We start from the raw sequence: 18427 nt of genomic DNA, 5'->3' as shown, positions 1-18427 counted from the left end.
CGCACGGACGGCCAACACACATCACGAACGGCCAACACGCGCCCGCGCCTCCCGCCACACCGGGCTGTCGACGTAGTGGTTGTCGAACCGCTCGGCCGAGCGGGCGATCTCGGCGGGGTCGGCCTCGCCCCGGTGCACGCGGTGCAGCAGCCGGTAGTAGTCGAAGCGGTCCATGCCCGGGCTGAACACGACGAGCAGCTCGGCGGCGCAATCCTCGGCGGGGGCGAAGGCGTGCGGCAGTTCGGGCGGCAGCGAGATCGCCTCGCCCGCCTCCAGCGTGTGCAGGTCCTCGCCCGCGAGAACCTGCAGCCTGCCGCCGAGCACGTAGAGCAGTTCGGTCGCGCGGGTGTGGAAGTGCGGTGGTGCGCCCGCGGCTCCCGGCTGCAGGGCGGCCCTGTTGGTGGTGAGGGCGCTCCCGGTGGTGTCCGAGTCGGCCAGCAGCGTGATGACGCTGCCGGGAGCGTCGGACAGCTCGTCGGCGCCGGTGGCGCGGATCAGCGTCGGGGCGGAGGCGTGCGATGTCGTCATGCGTCCACCGTCGCCGGTGCGCGGGACCCGAACAACGACGGATCGTGCCACAATCCATAAGCGAGGCTTATCGAGGCAGGGGTGGGGCATGGAGCGGCGGGACATCGAGGTCTTCCTGACGCTGGCCGAGGAGCTGCACTTCGGCCGCACCGCCGAGCGTCTGCGCCTGTCCCAGGCCCGCGTGAGCCAGACGATCAAACAGGCCGAGCGGCAGATCGGGGCGCCGCTGTTCGACCGCACCAGCAGGCGGGTGGAGCTGACGCCGATCGGGCGGCGGCTGCGCGACGACCTGCTGCCCGCGCACCGGCAGATCGAGACCGCGCTGGCCACGGCGGTCGCCGCGGGCCGTGGCACGGACGGCGAACTGCGGGTGGCGTTCGAGGCGCCCGCCGTGGCCGATCTCATCGGCGAACTGCTGGAGCGGTTCCGGCGGCGCCTGCCGGGTTGCCGGGTCAGGGTCCGGGAGGCGCCGTTCGCCGACCCGCTCGACGCGCTGCGCCGGGCCGAGGCGGACGTGCTGGTCACGGCCCTGCCGGTGAACGTCGCCGGGTTCGAAACGGGCCCGGTGGTCCACACCGAACCGCTGCTGCTGGCCGTGTCGTCGCGGCACCCGTTCGCCCGCCGCCGGGCCGTGTCGCTGGAGGACCTGGCCAGGGACACCGTGCTGCACGCCGCGTGGCCCACGGCTGCCGCACAGCCCGCGGACATCCCGTGGCTGACCCCGACGGGCGCGCCGATCACGCGCGGTCCCGCCGCCGCCACCGTGCAGGAGGTGTTCGCCCTTGTCGCGGCCGGGGACGGCGTGTGCCCGGTGGCCGCCCACGCCGCCGCCTACTTCGCCCGGCCCACCCTGGCCTTCCTGCCGTTCACCGACGCGCCGCCCCTCGAGTGGGGCCTGGTGTGGCGGCGGGCCGCGGAGACCGCCAGGGTCCGTGCCTTCGTGGCGCAGGCACGGACCCGGGCAAGCGGGTGACGCGCGTGTTGGCGGCTCGCGTCGCCGGGTCGGCCGCAGGCGGCCAACACACCGACATGGGCGGCCGGCACCGGGCGGGGTCAGGCGCTGACCCTGCGCATCGCCCTGGTGCCCACGAGCAGGCCCAGCGCCGCCACGACAACGGCCGCGACGGCGCCACCGGCGACGGTGCCCGACAGGATCTCCCCGTTGAACAGTGCGCGCTCGGCGTCCACCACGTAGGTCAGCGGGTTGAAGTCGGCCGCCGTGCGCAGCCAGGCCGGGCCGTTGTCCACCGGCAACAGCATCCCGGCGAGCAGCAGCAGCGGGAAGATCAGCGTCTGCTGCACCGCCCAGAACATCCACTCCTGGTTCTTCGACGCCAGCGCCAGCGTGTAGGACAGGGCGCCGAGGCCGACGCAGAACACGGCGAGGATGACCAGGCCCAGCAGGGCGCCGGCCAGGTGCAGCTCGAAGCCGAACGGGATGGTCGCCACCACGATGATCGCGGTCTGCACGAACATCGGCACGATCTCCTTGAGCGCCCTGCCGACGATCAGGGAGGGCCGCCCGAGCGGGGAGACCAGCATCCGCTCGTGGGAGCCGGTCTGGATCTCGAACAGCAGATTCGAGCCGGTGGCCGACGTGCCGAACAGGCACGACATCACGACGATGCCGGGCACGAACCACTGCAGCGCCGAGCCGTCGCTGCCGAGCACGTCCGGCAGCAGCGGCGTGAACAGCGCCAGGAACACCAGCGGCTGCAGCATCGAGAAGATCACCGAGAACGGGTTGCGCAGCACCGGCCGCAGCTCGCGGCTGAAGACGGTGGCGGTGTCGGACACGAAGGTGCTCATGCGGCGATCTCCAGCTTCTGCTCGGACCCGGTGGCGGCTTCCTCGCGGAGGCTGCGGCCGGTGAGGTTGAGGAACACGTCGTCGAGGGTGGGCCTGGCGACCTCGACGGCGGCGACGGGCACGAGCGTGTCGTCCAGTGCCCGCAGCAGCTTCGGCGCGAGCTCGGCCCCGCCGTCGAGGCGCACCTGGAGCGTCGCGCCGGTCAGATCGGTGACGGCGCCGTCGGCGATGCCGAGCACGCAGGTCCTGGCCCTGGCGGCGTCACGATCATGGTCGAAGCGCAGGGTGATCCGGTCGCCCGCGTACGCGGACTTCAGCCGTTCCGGGGTGTCGTCGGCGATCACCCGCCCGTGGTCGATGACCACGACCCGCTCGGCGAGCTGGTCGGCCTCCTCCAGGTAGTGCGTGGTGAGCACCATCGTCGTGCCGTGCTCGGCGCGCAGCCGGCGGACGTGCTCGGCGAGGTTGGCGCGGTTCTGCGGGTCCAGCCCGGTCGACGGCTCGTCGAGGAAGAGCAGCTCGGGTGCGTGGATCAGGCCCATCGCGATGTCGAGCCGCCTGCGCTGGCCACCCGAGAGCGAGGACACGACGCGGTCGGCGAAGGCCTCCAGGTCCAGCGAGCCGATCAGCTCGGCGGCCCGCGTCCGTGCCGCCGCGGCATTCATGCCGTACGCGCGTCCCTGGCTGTGCAGCTCGTCGCGGACCCGCTGGCTGTGCCCGGCGCCGTTGCCCTGGCCGATGTAGCCGATGGCCGACCGCACCGCGCGCGGGTCGGCGGTGACGTCGTGGCCGGCCACCTCGGCCGTGCCCGCCGTGGGCCGCAGCAGGGTGGTCAGCATGCGCAGCGTGGTGGACTTCCCGGCGCCGTTGGGCCCGAGCAGCGCCACCAGCTCGCCCTTGCCCACGTGCAGGTCGAGCCCGCGCACCGCCTCGACCGTCTGCTTCTTCACGGTGAAGTGCCTGGTCAAACCGCTCGTGCGGATCATCGTCTCGGTCATGGGACTCACGCTAGGGTTGCTTGCGGCCAGTTTCTGACCTCAATAGAAGGCAATGTGGATCCCATGGCGAACACGAGTGCGCGGATGCTGCGGTTGCTGTCCCTGTTGCAGACGCATCGCTACTGGCCGGGCAGCGAGCTGGCGCAACGGCTGGAGGTCAGCGACCGGACCCTGCGCCGCGACATCGACCGGCTGCGCGACCTGGGTTACCCGGTCGACGCCAGCCGGGGCGTGGCAGGCGGCTACCAGCTGCGCTCGGGCGCGGCGATGCCGCCGTTGCTGGTCGACGACGAGGAGGCGGTGGCCATCGCGGTCGGGCTGCGCAGCGCGGCCAGCGGCGGGATCGACGGCATCGAGGAGACCTCGGTGCGAGCCCTGTCCAAGGTGGTGCAGGTGATGCCGCCGCGGCTGCGGCGCAGGCTCGACGCGCTGCAGACCTACACCGTGCCCGCGCCGCTGGGCGGCGGCCCGACCGTGGACGCGACGGCGCTGACGGTGCTGGCACAGGCCTGCCGCGACGACGAGCGGCTGCGCTTCGCCTACACCGCCCGCGACGGGCAGGAGTCGTCCCGGCTGGTGGAGCCGCATCGGCTCGTGTCGCTGGGGCGGCGCTGGTACCTGGTGGCGTGGGACGCCGAGCGGCACGGCTGGCGCACGTTCCGCGTCGACCGGCTGCGGGATCCGGTACCGACCGGCGCGCGGTTCCGTCAGCGGGAGCTGCCCGCGCCGGACGCGGCCGCGTTCGTCCGGGAACAGCTCGCGGCCGTGCCCACGCAGTACCGGGTGGAGGTGGAGATCCAGGCCCCGGCGGCGACGGTCGAGCGCGTCGTGTCGCACTGGGGCACCGTGCGGCCGCGTGGCGAGCAGGCCTGCCGCCTGCAGATGAACGTCGACAGTTTCGAATGGCCGGCTCTCGTGCTCACCGCCGTGGGAGCCGACTTCACTGTGCTCGCCCCCGCCGAGTTGCGGGACTACCTGCGTGCGACGGGGGAGCGGTTCGTCCGGTCCGTTAGGTCATGAGGCCCGGCAGGCCCGCCGCGGCCAGCGTGCGCCGCCTGCGCAGCCACACTCTCCGGGTGCCGTCCGAGTAGAGCCTGACGTTCGACAGCTCCCATCCGGAGAACTCGGCCTGGATGGACAACTGCACCGTCGCGGAGACCCGCGACACGCCCGGCGGCAGCTGCACCCGGCGGTATTCCCAGTCCTCGTCGACCACCGCTTCCACATTCGTCATGGAGTGATCACCTGGATCCCTTCCCCGGCTGCTGAGCCGATGACGACCCGTGACGTCTGTTCGTCGACGGTAACCGAATTCGGCTGCCGAACGGTGGGCAGCCGGTACTTTTCCGTCGGTTCACCGCCCCGCACGTCGAAGCCGACGACCTCGTTGCGACCGGTCAGCGTCACCCACGCGAGGTGGCGCCTGGCGTCGTAGGCGATGCCGTAGATGCCCCCCGCGACGGGGTAGCGCTGGCGCAGCAGCAGCGGATCGGTCGAGAAGGCCAGCAGCCCGCCGCCGCGCGTGTCGGCGACCAGCACCCGGCCGAAGGAGTCCACGACCGCGTTCGTGGCGCCCATCCCCGCGCGCAGCCCCTCGTTGACGGTGCCCTGCTCGACGTCCACGTCGAACACCGCGGTGCGCAGCCGGTCCAGCACGACCGCCCTGCCCCCGGTGGTCAGCACGTCGTCGGCGCTGTAGAGGTCGCTGGTGATCGTCTTGGTGACGCGGCCGCCCTCCAGCACCTCCACGGCCTTGCGGTCCCGGACGGCCACCAGCAGCCGCCCGTCCTCGCCCACGGCCACGCCCGCGGGCCTGCCGCGCACCGGAACCGTGCGCACCGTGCCGGACGGCACCGCGATCCGCGCCACCTCGCCGGAACGCGGCAGCGTGGCCAGGACCTCGTCGCCGTGGGCCGTGAGCTCCTCCACGGCGGAGGGCAGCGGCACCGACACGGCCTTGGCGCGGGGCGCGTCCAGGTCGTAGAGCAGCACCGACGGCGGCTCCGCGAGCGCGACCGCCAGCGTGCGCCCCGCAGTGGCCATCGCCGTCACCTCACCGCGCTGGGCGAGCACCGTCCCGGCAGGCTCCCGCTGCGGGGACGGCGAGGTGGCCGCCACCGCCGCCACCGGGTCCTCCACCACCTGGAGCTCGTCACCACCGCCGGTGGAGGAGCAGCCGGTGAGCAGGACTGCCGCGACCGCGGCGACGACGGCGACCCGACGCACGAGTTTGGATCCTCCGCAGAGAGGGACGGGCAGGTTGTCTCCACGTTACCGCCGGTGAGCGACGCTGCCGCCAGCCCCGTGGCGTTACCTCGGCCACCGCTCCGGATAGCCGAACTCCAGCCCGCTGACGTCGTCGAGCGCCGCGCGGATGGCGGTGGGCAGAGTCAGCTCCTCCGCGGCCAGCGAGCCCGAGAGCTGACCGGTGTCGCGGGCGCCGACCACGGGCGCCACCACGCCGGGCCGGTCGCGCACCCACGCCAGCGCCACCGCCAGCGGCGAGGTCCCGAGCCCGTCGGCGGCGGTGGTCACGGCCTCGACGATGCGGCTCGCCCGTTCCGTGCGGTGCTGCTCGACGTAGCCCGCGTAGTCCGGTGACGCGCCGCGCGAGTCCGCGGGCGTGCCCGTGCGGTACTTGCCGGTGAGCACCCCCCGGCCGAGCGGCGCCCACGGCAGCAGCCCGATGCCGTGATGCTCTGCCGCGGGCACCACCTCCCGCTCGATGCCGCGTTCCAGCAGGGAGTACTCGACCTGGGTGGAGACGAGCCTCGACCGGCGCAGCCCGCACGCGGCGGTCGCCAGCTGCCAGCCCGCGTAGTTGGAAACGCCGACGTAGCGGACCTTGCCGCTGTCGACGGCGTGGTCGAGCGCCGAGAGGGTCTCCTCGATCGGCACCGAGCCGTCCCACGCGTGCAGCTGCCACAGATCGATGTGGTCGGTGGCGAGCCTGCGCAGCGACCCGTCGAGCGCGGTGAGCAGAGCGCCCCGGGAGGCGCCACCGCCGAACGGGCCTTCGGTGCGCCGGGCGACCGCCTTGGTGGCGAGCACGACATCCTCGCGCGGCACGAGGTCGCCCAGCAGGGAGCCGAGGATGCGCTCGCCCTCGCCCTCGGCGTAGATGTCGGCGGTGTCCACCAGGGTGCCGCCCGCGTCCACGAACGCGACGAGCTGGTTGGCGGCCTCCTCGGCGTCGGTCACGGTGCCCCAGGACATGGTGCCGAGCGCCATGCGCGACACCTTCAGGCCGGAGCTGCCGAGCGGGCGACGTTCCATGGTCCAATTCAACACAGCGGCACAAAGCGCCTCGTCGGGGGGTGGTTGGCCGGGCGCGTGAGGTCGTGATCAACCGCCCGATAGTGTCGGCGACCGTGCGATTGGGACTGAATCTCGGATACTGGGGCGCGGGCAACGACGCGTCCAACCTGGCGCTCGCCAAGCACGCCGACGAACTCGGCTACGCGGTCGTGTGGGCCGCCGAGGCCTACGGCTCGGACGCGCCGACCGTGCTGGCGTGGATCGCCGCGCAGACCTCCCGCATCGACGTCGGCAGCGCCGTGCTGCAGATCCCGGCGCGGACCCCCGCGGCAACGGCGATGACCGCGGCGACCCTCGACTCGCTGTCCGGCGGCCGGTTCCGGCTGGGCCTCGGCGTGTCGGGACCGCAGGTGTCCGAAGGCTGGCACGGTGTCCGGTTCGCGTCCCCGCTCGGCCGCACCCGCGAGTACGTCGACATCGTCCGCCTCGCCCTGCGCCGGGAACGGGTCCGCTACGAGGGCAGGCACTTCCAGCTGCCGCTGCCCGAAGGGCCCGGCAAGGCGCTCGCGCTGACCGTGCACCCGGTGCGCGACACGATCCCCACCTACCTGGCCGCCATCGGGCCCCGCAACCTGGAGCTGACCGGCGAGATCGCCGACGGCTGGCTGCCGGTGTTCTTCTCACCCGCCCACGCGGGCGAGCAGCTGGCCCACGTGCGGGCGGGCGCCGAGAAGGCGGGCCGCACCCTGGAGAGCTTCGACATCGCGCCGACCGTGCCGCTGGTCCCGGGCGAGGACTGGAAGGCCTGCGCCGACGCCGTCCGTGGCTACGCCGCCCTCTACGTGGGGGGCATGGGCAGCAGGGAGCAGAACTTCTACAACCGGCTGGCGTGCCGGATGGGCTTCGAGGAGCAGGCCGCCGAGGTGCAGCGGCGCTACCTGGCCAAGGACTACCAGGGCGCGATGGCGGCGGTGCCGCTGGAGTTCATCGACGCCACCTCGCTGCTCGGGCCGAAGGAGCGCATCGCCGAGCGGATGGCCGCCTTCGCCGAGGCCGGGGTCACCACGCTCACCGTGGCGCCCTACCTGCCCGATCCGGACGGCGCCGCCGGGGCGCTGCGCACGGCCGTGGCCGCGCTCGAGCTGTCCGGGGCCGCGTGATGGGCTGGTTCGAGGCACTGATTCTGGGCCTGGTCCAGGGGCTGACGGAGTTCCTGCCGATCTCCTCCAGCGCGCACCTGCGCGTCGTGGCCGCGTTCGCGGGCTGGGACGACCCGGGCGCGGCGTTCACCGCGGTGATCCAGATCGGCACCGAGGCGGCCGTGCTGCTGTACTTCAGCAAGAAGATCGGCCGCGTCCTCACGCACTGGTTCCGGTCACTGTACAAACGGGAGTACCGGCACGATCCGGACGCGAGGATGGGCTGGCTCATCATCGTCGGCACGCTCCCGATCGGGGTGCTCGGCCTGCTGTTCGAGGACGAGATCGAGCACGCGTTCCGCGACCTGCGGCTGATCGCCACCACGCTGATCTTCTTCGGCATCCTGCTGCTGCTCGCCGACCGCTTCGGCCGCCAGGACCGTGATCTGGACCACCTGACCGTGCGGCACGGCCTGTGGTTCGGCTTCTTCCAGGCGCTGGCGCTGATTCCGGGCGTGTCGCGCTCCGGTGGCACGATCACCGGCGGCCGGCTGCTCGGCTACCGGCGCGCGGACGCCGCCGAGTACTCGTTCCTGCTCGCCGTGCCCGCGGTGCTGGCATCCGGCGGCTACCAGCTGGCCAGCATCGGCGAGGGCGAGGGACCGGCCTGGGGTCCCACCATCCTGGCGACGGTGACCGCGTTCGGTGTGGGCTACCTGGTGATCGCGTGGCTGATGTCCTACATCAAGCGCAACAGCTTCCTGCCCTTCGTGATCTACCGGGTGGCGCTCGGCGTGTTGCTGTACGTGCTGGTGTTCACCGGCGTCCTCGACCCGGACGCCGGGCCGGTGCCGAGCCCGTAACCCGTAGTCTGGTCACGTGGCAACCGTCATCCTGCTCAGGCACGGCCGTTCGTCGGCGAACGGCTCCGGGGTCCTGGCCGGGCGCAGCCCCAGGGTGGGGCTGGACGACACCGGCCGCGCCCAGGCCGAGGCGCTGGTGCAGCGGCTGACCGGGGTGCCGCTGGCCGAGCTGGTGTGCTCGCCGCTGCTGCGCTGCAAGCAGACGCTCGCCCCGCTGGCCAAGGCCCGCGACCTCGACCGCCGCTCCGAGCCCCGGTTGTCCGAAGTGGACTACGGGGAGTGGACGGGCCGGGAGCTCAAGACCCTGGCGAAGGAACCGCTGTGGCGGGTGGTGCAGGCCCACCCGTCCGCGGCGGTGTTTCCCGGCGGGGAGGGCCTTGCGGCCGTGCAGGCCCGCGCGGTGGCCGCCGTGCGGGAGCACGACGCGCGCATCGCCGCCGAGCACGGCGACCACGCGGTGTGGCTGCTGTGCAGTCACGGCGACGTGATCAAGTCCATCCTCGCCGACGCGCTCGGCCAGCACCTGGACGGCTTCCAGCGCATCGTCGTCGACCCGGCGTCGCTGTCGGTGGTGCGCTACACCGAGACCCGCCCGTTCGTGCTGCGCGTCAACGACCACAGCGGCGACCTCGCCGGGGTCGTGCCCCCGGAGCCGAAGCGGCGCCGCGGCAGGAAGAAGCCACTGTCCTCCGACGCCGACGTCGGGGGCACCACGGGAAGGGAGGACCGCTCGTGACCGACGACAACCCGCTGCTGGCGCCGAGCGAGCTGCCCTACGGGCTGCCGCCGTTCGGCGCGATCGCCGACGAGCACTTCCTGCCCGCCTTCGAGGCCGGGATGGCCGAGCAGGCGGCGGAGGTCGAGGCCATCGCGGCGTCCCCGGAGCCGCCGACGTTCGAGAACACGATCGTGGCGCTGGAGCGCTCCGGCAGGCTGCTCGGCCGGGTGTCGTCGGTGTTCTTCAACCTGGTGGCCTCCGACAGCACCGACGCCCGGCAGCGGGTGCACACCGAGATCGCGCCACGCCTGGCCGCGCACGCCGACGCGATCCACCTGAACCCCACGCTGTTCGCCCGCATCGAGACGCTGTACGAGCAGCGCGGCTCACTCGGCCTCGACCCCGAGTCGGCGTGGCTGCTGCGCCGCTACCACCTGGACTTCCAGCGCGCAGGCGCCGGGCTGCCCGAGGCCGAGCAGCGGCGCCTGCGCGAGCTCAACGAGGAACTGTCGTCGCTGTCGACGACCTTCCAGAACAACCTGCTCGCCGACACCAACGACCTCGCCGTGCTGGTCGACTCCGCGGAGCAGCTGGACGGGCTCGCCGAGGACGCGATCGCCGCTGCCGCCGAGGCGGCCACCACACGCGGCGAGCAGGGCAGGTACCTGCTCAAGCTCGTGCTGCCGACCGGCCAGCCCGCCCTCGCGTCGCTGGCCAACCGGGCACTGCGGGAACGGCTCCACCGCGCCGCCACCTCGCGTGGCGCCCGCGGCAACGAGCACGACACCTCGGCCGTGCTGGCGCGGATCGCCGCCCTGCGTGCCGAACGCGCCGCGCTGCTGGGCCATCCGCACCACGCGTCCTACGTCATCGAGGACCAGACCGCGCGCACGCCGGACGCCGCGCTCGGCCTGCTGCACCGGCTGGCCCCCGTGGCCGTCGCCAACGCCAAGGCCGACGCCGCGGAGCTGCAGCGGGAGATCGCCGAGTCCGGTGAGGACTTCACGCTGCGGCCATGGGACTGGGCGTTCTACGCCGAGCGGGTCCGCAAGCGCCGCTACGACATCGACGACGCCGAGCTGCGCCCCTACTTCGAGCTGGAGCGGGTGCTGCGCGACGGCGTGTTCTACGCCGCCAACCGGCTCTACGGCATCACCTTCACCGAGCGGCACGACCTGCCCGTCTACCACCCCGACGTGCGGGTGTTCGAGGTGCGCGACGCCGACGGCGGCCCGCTGGGCCTGTTCCTCGGCGACTACTACACGCGCGACTCCAAGCGCGGCGGTGCGTGGATGAACAACTTCGTGGAGCAGTCCCGGCTGCTCGGCGAGCGCCCGGTGGTGGTGAACAACCTCAACATCGCGAAGCCACCCGCGGGCGAGCCGGCGTTGCTGACCTACGACGAGGTGACCACCGCGTTCCACGAGTTCGGTCACGCCCTGCACGGCCTGCTCTCCGACGTCACCTACCCGACGTTCTCCGGGGCGAACGTGCCGCGTGACTTCGTGGAGTTCCCCTCGCAGGTCAACGAGATGTGGGCGCTGTGGCCGGAGGTGCTGGCCAACTACGCCCGCCACCACCGCACCGGCGAGCCGCTGCCCGCGCACCTGGTGTCGCGGCTGGAGGAGTCGCGCCAGTACGGCGAGGCGTTCGCGACCACGGAGTACCTGGCCGCGTCGCTGCTGGACCTGGCGTGGCACACCCTCGGCGCGGGCGAGCACGTCGACGACGTGGCCCGGTTCGAGGCGGAGGCACTCGAGAAGGCGGGTGTGGCACTGGAGACGGTGCCGCCGCGCTACCGCAGCACCTACTTCGCGCACATCTTCTCCAGCGGCTACGCCGCCGGGTACTACTCCTACATCTGGAGCGAGGTGCTCGACGCCGACTCGGTGGAGTGGTTCCGCGAGCACGGCGGGCTGACCCGCGCCAACGGCGAGACGTTCCGCCGGGAACTGCTGAGCAGGGGCGGCAGCGTCGACTCGATGGAGGCGTTCCGCGCGTTCCGGGGCCGCGATCCGGAGATCGAGCCCCTGCTGCGGCGCCGAGGCCTCACCGGAGCCTGAAAGCCCCGCGAGTCCTGCACTCAGGCCCGCGAGTTCTGCACTCAGGCCCGCGAGTTCTGCACTCGGGACACGTGACTGCGGCACTCTGGGGACAGGCGAGCGGGCCGGTCGAGGCGGCCAAGGGCGCGGCGGGGTGGCTCGGCGGTCCGGACGAGCGGGCCGAGCGCCGCGCCCGCCGGTGGGGAGGCGGAGTAGACTCCCGCCTCCCCATCGGCGGGCGGCGGATCAGACCAGGCCGAGCTTGGTGACGGCGTCGCGCTCCTCGGACAGCTCCTTGACGGAGGCGTCGATGCGGGTGCGGGAGAACTCGTCGATCTCCAGGCCCTGCACGATCTCGTAGGTGCCGCCCTTCGTCGTGACTGGGAACGACGAGATCAGGCCCTCGGGCACACCGTAGGAGCCGTCGGACGGGATGCCCATCGACACCCAGTCGCCGTCCGGGGTCCCGTTGACCCAGTCGAAGACGTGGTCGATGGCGGCGTTGGCCGCGGAGGCCGCCGACGACGCGCCGCGGGCCTCGATGATCTCGGCGCCGCGCTTGGCCACGCGCGGGATGAACTCGTTCTCCAGCCAGTTCTGGTCGTTCACGGCCGCGGCGGCGTTCTCGCCCTTGACCTCGGCGTGGAAGATGTCCGGGTACTGGGTGGCCGAGTGGTTGCCCCAGATGGTGAGCTTCGTGACGTCGGACACCGCGACGCCGAGCTTCTTCGCCAGCTGGGCGATGGCCCGGTTGTGGTCGAGCCGGGTCATGGCGGTGAACCGCTCGGCGGGCACGTCGGGCGCGTGCGACTGCGCGATGAGCGCGTTGGTGTTGGCCGGGTTGCCGACCACGAGCACCTTCACGTCGTCGGCGGCGCCCGCGTTGATCGCCTCGCCCTGCGGCTTGAAGATGCCGCCGTTGGCCTCGAGCAGGTCGCCACGCTCCATGCCCTTGGTGCGGGGGCGGGCGCCGACCAGCAGCGCGATGTTGACCCCCTCGAACGCCTGCTTCGGGTCGTCGAAGATGTCGATGCCGTTCAGCAGCGGGAACGCACAGTCCTCCAGCTCGAGTGCGGTGCCCTCGGCCGCCTTCACCGCCTGCGGGATCTCCAGCAACCGCAGCCTCACCGGCTTGTCCTGCCCCAGCAGCTGACCGGACGCGATGCGGAACAGCAGCGCGTAGCCGATCTGGCCGGCCGCGCCGGTGACGGTGACGTTGACAGGGGCTTGGGTCATAACGTTCTCCTGCTGATGGGTTCCGTGCTTGTACCGGGGATGCTATCGGCCGGACGAGCGTCCGGACGGGTGCGTCGCCTCACCTGAACCGATTGAGCGCCGATGTCGAAGGCCCTGCCCAGCGCCAGCACGGCCTCGTCCAGCTTGGCGAGGCTGGACAGCACCGCCCTGGCCTCCCCGGTGTCGGCGGTGTCGGCGATGTCACCCCGCGCGTCCTCGCCCGCCTCGGCGAGCACGTGGTGGCCGGGGGAGCGGATGACCCGAAGCAGCACGTCCACGTTTCCGGTGATCCGTCCGCTCAGGACGCCGAGGCGGTCGTCGAGAGCCAGCAGGCCCGGCTGCGCCCGGGCGGCGATGTGCCGCACACGGAAGGCGATGGCCTCCAGCGTGTTGAGCACGTACCAGCCGTAGTCGCGGCGAGCGCCGCGCAGGTTGATCGGGTGAGTCAGCGGCTCCACGGTCGCGCGCAATCGCTCGACGGCGCGGTCGACCTCCCGCGAGCACTCGATGACGTTGACGTTCTCCCGGCCGGACAGCAGCGCCTCGGCCTGCGTGGTGAAGTGCCGCACCTCCTCCAGCGCGGCCGCGACGTCGTCCAGCAGCACGGTGCGGGTGCGCACCGGCACGATCACCACGGCCGCGAGGATGCCCGCGGCGGCGCCGACGGCCGTCTCGGCCAGTCGCACGCCCAGCACCTCCAGGCTGAACGTGCCGAGCAGACTGTAGAGCAGGCCGAGCATGGTGGTGATGAAGAAGGCCATGGCGGTCTGCGAGGCACGCGCGAAGAACGCCGTGCCGAACACGCATGCCAGGACCAGCACGATCGTCACGGGGGTGTTGCCCGCCACCAGCAGCGCGCACAGCGCCCCGCCGAAGATGCCGACGATCGTGCCCGTGAGCCGCCGCGCGCCCTTGATCAGGGTCGCGCCCGCGCTGGACGTGCCGAGGAAGACGACGAACACCGTCAGCACCGCCCAGTACCAGCGCTGCGGCGCCACCAGCTCCCCGCCGGCGACGGCCAGCCCGCCACCGACCACCGCCTGGATGGCGCTGCGCGTGCGGTTGTCGTAGGCGAACACCCGGGTCCGCTCGGGCTCCTCCGGTGGCTGCTCGGCGTGCTCGGTCTCGGCGGAGTAGTCGCGCTCGGCGATGCGCTGGGCGTTGACGTCGGCCAGTGCCAGTTCGGCGATGGCCCCGCGCAGGTCGTCGCCGGGCTCGGCTCGCTCGGCGAGCCTGCTGCCCGACACCAGCAGCCTGCTGAACTCCTCGGTGTCGCTGATCACCGGCAGCTCACGCGGGTCACGTTCGATGAGCGAGCGGAACCGCCGCAGCCGCGTCACCAGCTCGTCGCGCACCCGCGGCGACAGCTCCCGCGCACAGGTGCGCCGGGTACTGATCGTCATCCACTGTGCCGCCAGCTCCACCTCGATCGCCCTTCTGCGCAGCATCGCCGCCGCCCGGGCGTCCAGCACGTCGCCCGCGACGTCCTCGATGAGCAGCACGGCCTCGTGCAGACGGGCATTGGCCCTGCGCAGCTGGGTGGCCGAGCGTGCAGAGCCCTCGGCGGCGAGGTGGCTCGCCGCCGCGCTGGCCACGGCACCGAGCCGCGCCCGGAACGCCCTGCGCACACTCAGCAGCTCCCGCTCGGCCCTGCGCGGCAGGAGCGCGAACCGCACGAGCGCGTTCGCGGCCAGCCCGGTGGCCAGCGCGCCGAGCAGCACCGGCACCTGCTCGACCCGCGTCTGCAGGAACATGGCGAAGAAGAAGAGGAAGAAACTCAGCGACCCCAGCGCGATCCCACGCGGGCCGAACCGCTGCGCGTACACCGCCACGAAGATCAGCAACACGAACACCACGCCGTCCACCGGCGGCACCGCCTGGCCGTAACTGGCGGCCGTCAGTGCGCAGGCACCCACCACGAAGCCCAGCGCCAGCGTCACCGCCTGCCCGCGCGGCTCGGGGTCGTTGACGGTGAACGCCGACATCATCGCCGCGATCGCGGCCACCAGCACCACCGGCAACGGCAGGCCGAGCGGCACCAGCACGGCCGCCGCGACCGCGATGCCGAGCACGGCCATGGTGGCCAGCCTGCTGCGCACGAGACCGGGATCGGAGGCGCGCAGCCGGTCGAGCGGCGCGGCGATCATGCCAGCAGCTCCCACTGCGCCAGACGCACCCGCGGGCCGGTGCCCGCGGTGATCCGCAGCCGGTGATGGCGCAGCGGGCGCGGCTGCGCCACCCGGAACGGGCGGGTCTGCCTGCGCCAGCGGAACGTCTCGCCCGCGCGCCGGTCGAGCACCGTCCACGTCAGACCGTCAGCGGAGCCCTCGAGTGTCCAGTCGCGAGGGTCGCCGTCCGTGCTCGCCGAGGTGAGGGTGTAGACGCTGACGGCGCCGCCCGCGCCGTGCGCGGTGTGCTCGACGACCGGGGCGGGCGAGGAGAAGGTGACCTCGGTGGCGGTGGTGTCGTCGAGCAGCCGGGCGACGTCGGTGCCGTCGGAGCAGCGGGCCGTGCCGGGCAGGTCGGTGGGCGGGCGGGGACGGCGGGGCCGCCCGGCGGGCGCGCCCCACGCCGAGGGCCGGGGCCCGAGCTCGAAGTCGAGCACGGCACCGGCCGCCAGGACGTCGTGGTCGATCCACGGGACGTCGTGCGCGGAGCCGTTGACCCACAACCGCTGCACGTACACGTTGCGCTCGCTGTTGCCGGGTGCGTTGACCACCAGGTCGCCCCCGCTCTCCAGGTGCACCACGGCGCGGCGGAACAGCGGGGAGCCGATCGCGTAGCGGGGGCTGCCGACCGCCAGCGGGTACAGCCCGAGCGCGCTGAGCACGTACCAGGCCGACATCTCGCCGTTGTCCTCGTCGCCGGGGTAGCCCTGGCCGAGGTCGCTGCCGAGATAGCAGCGGCGCAGCACCTCGCGCACGATCCGCTGCGTCTTCGCGGGCGCGCCCGCGTGCAGGTACACGTAGGGAATGTGGTGCGAGGGCTGGTTGGCGTGCCCGTACTGGCCGAGCCGCACGTCCCGCGCCTCGGTCATCTCGTGGATCACCCTGCGGTACGAGCCGGGCCGGGTGCCCGTCTCCGGGGTCGCGAAGAAGGTGTCCAGACCGGACTCCAGCCCCGCGCGCCCGCCGTGCAGGGCCGCGAGCCCTTCGCCGTCGTGCGGCGCGCTGAACGCCATGTTCCAGCCGTCGGTCTCGGTGTAGTCGTAGCCCCACACCGCCGGGTCGTAGGCGCCGGGCTCGCACCGCCAGTCACCGCCCCGGGTGCGGCCCTGGAAGAACCCGATGCGCGCGTCGAACAGGTGCACGTAGCGCTGGGCCCGGCCCGCGAGGTACTCGGCGTCGTCGTCCTCGCCGAGCGCCCGCGCCCAGCGGGCGAGGGCGAAGTCGCCGACGCAGTTCTCCAGCGTCCACGACAGCCCCTCCCGCGTCGAGGTGGGGGTGTAGCCCAGGAAGATCGACTCGCCGAGACCCGTGCGCCCCACGGCACGTCCGGGCGGGGTGACGGTCGCGTTGCGCAGCGCGGCCTCGTAGGCGGCGCGCACGTCGAAGCCCCGCACGCCCTTGAGGTAGGCGTCGGCGAAGACCGCGTCCGAGCCGGTGCCCACCATCGCGTCGGCCGCGCCGGGGCAGGACCAGCGCGGGATCCAGCCGCCCTCGGTGTAGTGGCGGACGAACCCGTCGAGCAGCTGCCCGCAGACGGTGGGCGTGAGCAGCGCGTAGGCGGGCCACGTGGTCCGGTAGGTGTCCCAGAAGCCGTTGTTGACCGCGATCGTGCCCTCGCGCACGGCCGCGCCGGTACGAGTGCGGGTGCTCGGCCTGCGGCTGCGGACCGCAGGGCTGGCGTGCCGCACGCCGCCGGGGGTGTGCTCGTGCCCGGAGTTCGGGTACAGGTACATGCGGTACAGGCAGGAGTAGAGCGTGGTCAGCTCGTCCTCGCTCGCGCCGTCGACCTCGACCCTGCCGAGCAGCGCCGCCCACTGCTGCCGGGCACGCTCGCGGACGTCGTCGAAGCTCAGCGGCACGCCGACCTCGGCGTCCAGGTTGCGGCGCGCCTGGTCGAGGCTGAGCAGCGAGGTCGCCAGGCGCAGCGTCACCGTGCGCGCGGCGAAGCGCAGGTAGCCGGTGACGGTGCGCCACGGCGGACGGCGCAGCGTGGCCCCGTCGATCGGTTGCTCGTCTACGGTGCCGTGCACGAACATGCGCCGCGCGCCCGCCGAGGCGCGGCTGCGGACCCACGTGTGGCCGGTGACGGTGCGGCGCGCGGGATGCAGGCGCAGGCCACCCCGGTTGCGGGTGTTGTCGAACAGCAGCCAGCCGTCGTCGTCGGGGAAGGTGAAGCGCAGGATCGCCGCATGGTCGGCCGGTGCGATCTCCGCGGTGATCCCGCCGTGGAGCCGCACCCGGTAGTGATGGGGCGCGTCGGTCTCGTCGGCGTGGGAAAAGCCGCGTGCCCTGGCCTTGCGGCCCGCCGTCACCGCGCCGTCGCCCGGCATCACCTGGAAGGTGTTCCGGTCGCCGGTCCACGGGCTGGGCAGGTGGCTGAGCGCGAACGCCTGGATGGCGCGATCGGCATAGCGGTACGGCCAGTCCAGCGCCCCGGCGTCGGTGACGGGCGTCCAGAAGTTGAAGCCGTGCGGCACCGCCGTGGCGGGCAGGCAGTTGCCGCGGGAGAACCGTCGGCCGGAGTGCGTGCCGCGGGTGGTGCGCACCTGGTCGACGGGTTCTCGCTGTGGCAGCGGGCGTTCGCCGAGGCGCAGGTCGTCGAGCCAGCCGGTCAGCTCGCCCTCGCCGGGCGCGTCGGTGACGAGCACGAGGGCGCGCGCGGTGCGCCCCGCGGCGACGTCACCGAGCCGGTGCCGGACGAGGTTCCACTGGTCGACGTAGAGCCGCTTCGACTCGCCCTGCGCCCGCGCGGTCGCCGGGGGCAGCAGCTCGCTCAGTGTGCTGCCGTCGGTGAACTCGACGTCCACGGTGACGTGGGTGCTGCGGTAGGACGGCGGGGCGCCGTCGGACTCGGGCAGCACGACGTAGGACAGCTCGGTGTCGGCGGTGACCGGCACGTCGACGGCGAACAGCCCCGCCCGGGCCTGGCCCGCCACCGACGTCGCGTAGTGCAGTGCCCGCGCGCCGGTGTTGCCTGCCTTCGGGAGCGCGGCGAGCGGGTCGACGGGCCCGTCGCCGACGTGCACGCGCAGCCGCTGCCCCGTGCCCGGATGTGGATCGCCGTCCTCGAAAGAGGTGAAGAACTCACTGGGCGCCACAGCCTCACCCTAGTGGCGTGCCGGGCCGTCAGGCGCCGGTGCGCGGCCGCAGCGCCCTGGTGGACATGCTGCTCACCAGCGAGCCGATCACGATGCCAAGCAGCAGGTAGACGGCGGCGCTGGCGATCTGCACCCGCAGCTGCTCGCCGACCGTGAACGGCCACACCATCAGCGCCACGGTGACGAGCGCGATGATCCAGCCGAAGAACGCCATGGGCCGCGGTGCCACCTGCAACAGCAGGTGCGCCACCGCCGTGGCCAGCAGCCCGCCCACCGCGCCGAAGCCGGCCAGCCAGAAGGCACCGATGTAGTCGATACCGCCCTGGGCGTTGCTGGGCGCGATCACCGGGATGCCGAACACACCGGTGACCACGAGCGTGGCCACCACCCCGGCCAGTGCGGCGACGAGCGCGGTGGCGAGCCCGCCCGCCCACAACGTGCGCGCGGCGACCTTCGGGGTGCCGGGCTCGCGGTGCCCCTCGCCGTATCCGTCGTAGTAGCTCACCACCGTCGACGGTAAGCCCGCCGCCCCGTTGCCGCGAGGCGAACGTTAACCCGACGGGAGCAACC

At 72.9% G+C, this 18427-nt stretch carries 16 protein-coding genes; 6 read left to right on the top strand and 10 right to left on the bottom strand.

Annotated elements, in window-relative coordinates:
* Nucleotides 1-21 precede the first annotated feature (21 nt).
* Entirely contained in the window at nt 22-528 is a 507-nt protein-coding gene (locus BAY60_RS23115) for a cupin domain-containing protein (protein ID WP_112283134.1), read from the bottom strand.
* 88 nt (nt 529-616) lie between these two features.
* Between BAY60_RS23115 and BAY60_RS23110 the strand changes: the two genes are divergently transcribed.
* The gene (locus BAY60_RS23110) at nt 617-1501 is read left to right on the top strand and encodes a LysR family transcriptional regulator (protein WP_112283133.1); all 885 of its coding nucleotides are present in this window, start codon (nt 617-619) and stop codon (nt 1499-1501) included.
* 80 nt (nt 1502-1581) lie between these two features.
* Here the strand turns inward: BAY60_RS23110 and BAY60_RS23105 are convergent, their stop codons facing one another.
* A complete protein-coding gene (locus tag BAY60_RS23105) occupies nt 1582-2337 on the bottom strand; it encodes an ABC transporter permease (RefSeq protein ID WP_112283132.1) in 756 nt (251 codons plus the stop codon).
* Nucleotides 2334-3323: an ABC transporter ATP-binding protein gene (locus BAY60_RS23100; protein WP_112283554.1), complete on the bottom strand. Its 990-nt coding sequence runs from the start codon at nt 3321-3323 to the stop codon at nt 2334-2336. Before BAY60_RS23100 ends, BAY60_RS23105 begins: the two co-directional genes overlap by 4 nt.
* Nucleotides 3324-3398: 75 nt before the next feature.
* On the opposite strand from BAY60_RS23100, the gene BAY60_RS23095 reads away from it, so the two are divergent.
* Complete coding sequence (locus tag BAY60_RS23095; RefSeq protein ID WP_211330426.1) at nt 3399-4355, top strand: helix-turn-helix transcriptional regulator; 957 nt, start codon at nt 3399-3401, stop codon at nt 4353-4355.
* Here the strand turns inward: BAY60_RS23095 and BAY60_RS23090 are convergent.
* The 3 genes from BAY60_RS23090 to BAY60_RS23080 all read right to left on the bottom strand — a co-directional run bounded on the left by BAY60_RS23090 (nt 4345) and on the right by BAY60_RS23080 (nt 6611).
* Complete coding sequence (locus BAY60_RS23090; RefSeq protein ID WP_112283131.1) at nt 4345-4569, bottom strand: DUF5703 family protein; 225 nt, start codon at nt 4567-4569, stop codon at nt 4345-4347. The two genes, BAY60_RS23095 and BAY60_RS23090, sit on opposite strands and share 11 nt — an antisense overlap.
* A complete protein-coding gene (locus BAY60_RS23085) occupies nt 4566-5561 on the bottom strand; it encodes an NHL repeat-containing protein (RefSeq protein ID WP_112283130.1) in 996 nt (331 codons plus the stop codon). The genes BAY60_RS23090 and BAY60_RS23085 overlap by 4 nt, the downstream gene beginning before the upstream one ends.
* An 84-nt stretch (nt 5562-5645) precedes the next feature.
* A complete protein-coding gene (locus tag BAY60_RS23080) occupies nt 5646-6611 on the bottom strand; it encodes an aldo/keto reductase (RefSeq protein ID WP_170160515.1) in 966 nt (321 codons plus the stop codon).
* A 95-nt stretch (nt 6612-6706) separates the two neighbouring features.
* Here BAY60_RS23080 and BAY60_RS23075 point away from each other — a divergent pair, with 95 nt between their 5' ends.
* Genes BAY60_RS23075 through BAY60_RS23060 form a run of 4 tightly spaced genes read left to right on the top strand, consistent with a single transcriptional unit; the run spans nt 6707 to nt 11376 of the window.
* Complete coding sequence (locus BAY60_RS23075; protein WP_112283551.1) at nt 6707-7753, top strand: LLM class F420-dependent oxidoreductase; 1047 nt, start codon at nt 6707-6709, stop codon at nt 7751-7753.
* Nucleotides 7753-8595: an undecaprenyl-diphosphate phosphatase gene (locus tag BAY60_RS23070; RefSeq protein ID WP_112283129.1), complete on the top strand. Its 843-nt coding sequence runs from the start codon at nt 7753-7755 to the stop codon at nt 8593-8595. Before BAY60_RS23075 ends, BAY60_RS23070 begins: the two co-directional genes overlap by 1 nt.
* A gap of 16 nt (nt 8596-8611) precedes the next feature.
* Nucleotides 8612-9331, top strand: coding sequence for a histidine phosphatase family protein (locus tag BAY60_RS23065; RefSeq protein ID WP_112283128.1), 720 nt, complete (start codon nt 8612-8614; stop codon nt 9329-9331).
* On the top strand, nt 9328-11376 hold the full coding sequence (locus tag BAY60_RS23060; RefSeq protein WP_112283127.1) for a M3 family metallopeptidase: 2049 nt from the start codon (nt 9328-9330) through the stop codon (nt 11374-11376). The genes BAY60_RS23065 and BAY60_RS23060 overlap by 4 nt, the downstream gene beginning before the upstream one ends.
* 225 nt (nt 11377-11601) lie before the next feature.
* Here BAY60_RS23060 and BAY60_RS23055 read toward each other — a convergent pair whose 3' ends face one another.
* Genes BAY60_RS23055 through BAY60_RS23040 form a run of 4 tightly spaced genes read right to left on the bottom strand, consistent with a single transcriptional unit; the run spans nt 11602 to nt 18362 of the window.
* Nucleotides 11602-12591, bottom strand: a complete 990-nt coding sequence (locus BAY60_RS23055) for a malate dehydrogenase (protein ID WP_112283126.1) — start codon at nt 12589-12591, stop codon at nt 11602-11604.
* Entirely contained in the window at nt 12588-14738 is a 2151-nt protein-coding gene (locus tag BAY60_RS23050) for an FUSC family protein (protein WP_112283125.1), read from the bottom strand. The genes BAY60_RS23055 and BAY60_RS23050 overlap by 4 nt, the downstream gene beginning before the upstream one ends.
* Nucleotides 14735-17857 (bottom strand): GH92 family glycosyl hydrolase, encoded by a 3123-nt coding sequence (locus BAY60_RS23045; RefSeq protein ID WP_112283124.1) that lies wholly within the window; start codon nt 17855-17857, stop codon nt 14735-14737. Before BAY60_RS23045 ends, BAY60_RS23050 begins: the two co-directional genes overlap by 4 nt.
* A 28-nt stretch (nt 17858-17885) precedes the next feature.
* Entirely contained in the window at nt 17886-18362 is a 477-nt protein-coding gene (locus BAY60_RS23040; RefSeq protein WP_112283123.1) for a DUF6069 family protein, read from the bottom strand.
* Nucleotides 18363-18427: the final 65 nt, after the last annotated feature.

Source organism: Prauserella muralis (assembly GCF_003202285.1).
In the GTDB taxonomy this organism is placed as follows: Bacteria; Actinomycetota; Actinomycetes; order Mycobacteriales; family Pseudonocardiaceae; genus Prauserella_B; species Prauserella_B muralis.
The sequence above is the reverse complement of the archived record's forward strand: the minus strand, read 5'-3'. Positions and strand labels throughout refer to the sequence as shown.

Excerpts from the sequence above, each read along its gene's own strand:
- BAY60_RS23115 (WP_112283134.1), bottom strand. The coding sequence starts at position 528 with ATGACGACATCGCACGCCTCCGCCCCGACGCTGATCCGCGCCACCGGC.
- BAY60_RS23110 (WP_112283133.1), top strand. The coding sequence starts at position 617 with ATGGAGCGGCGGGACATCGAGGTCTTCCTGACGCTGGCCGAGGAGCTG.
- BAY60_RS23105 (WP_112283132.1), bottom strand. The coding sequence starts at position 2,337 with ATGAGCACCTTCGTGTCCGACACCGCCACCGTCTTCAGCCGCGAGCTG.
- BAY60_RS23100 (WP_112283554.1), bottom strand. The coding sequence starts at position 3,323 with ATGATCCGCACGAGCGGTTTGACCAGGCACTTCACCGTGAAGAAGCAG.
- BAY60_RS23095 (WP_211330426.1), top strand. The coding sequence starts at position 3,399 with ATGGCGAACACGAGTGCGCGGATGCTGCGGTTGCTGTCCCTGTTGCAG.
- BAY60_RS23090 (WP_112283131.1), bottom strand. The coding sequence starts at position 4,569 with ATGACGAATGTGGAAGCGGTGGTCGACGAGGACTGGGAATACCGCCGG.
- BAY60_RS23080 (WP_170160515.1), bottom strand. The coding sequence starts at position 6,611 with ATGGAACGTCGCCCGCTCGGCAGCTCCGGCCTGAAGGTGTCGCGCATG.
- BAY60_RS23070 (WP_112283129.1), top strand. The coding sequence starts at position 7,753 with ATGGGCTGGTTCGAGGCACTGATTCTGGGCCTGGTCCAGGGGCTGACG.
- BAY60_RS23055 (WP_112283126.1), bottom strand. The coding sequence starts at position 12,591 with ATGACCCAAGCCCCTGTCAACGTCACCGTCACCGGCGCGGCCGGCCAG.
- BAY60_RS23050 (WP_112283125.1), bottom strand. The coding sequence starts at position 14,738 with ATGATCGCCGCGCCGCTCGACCGGCTGCGCGCCTCCGATCCCGGTCTC.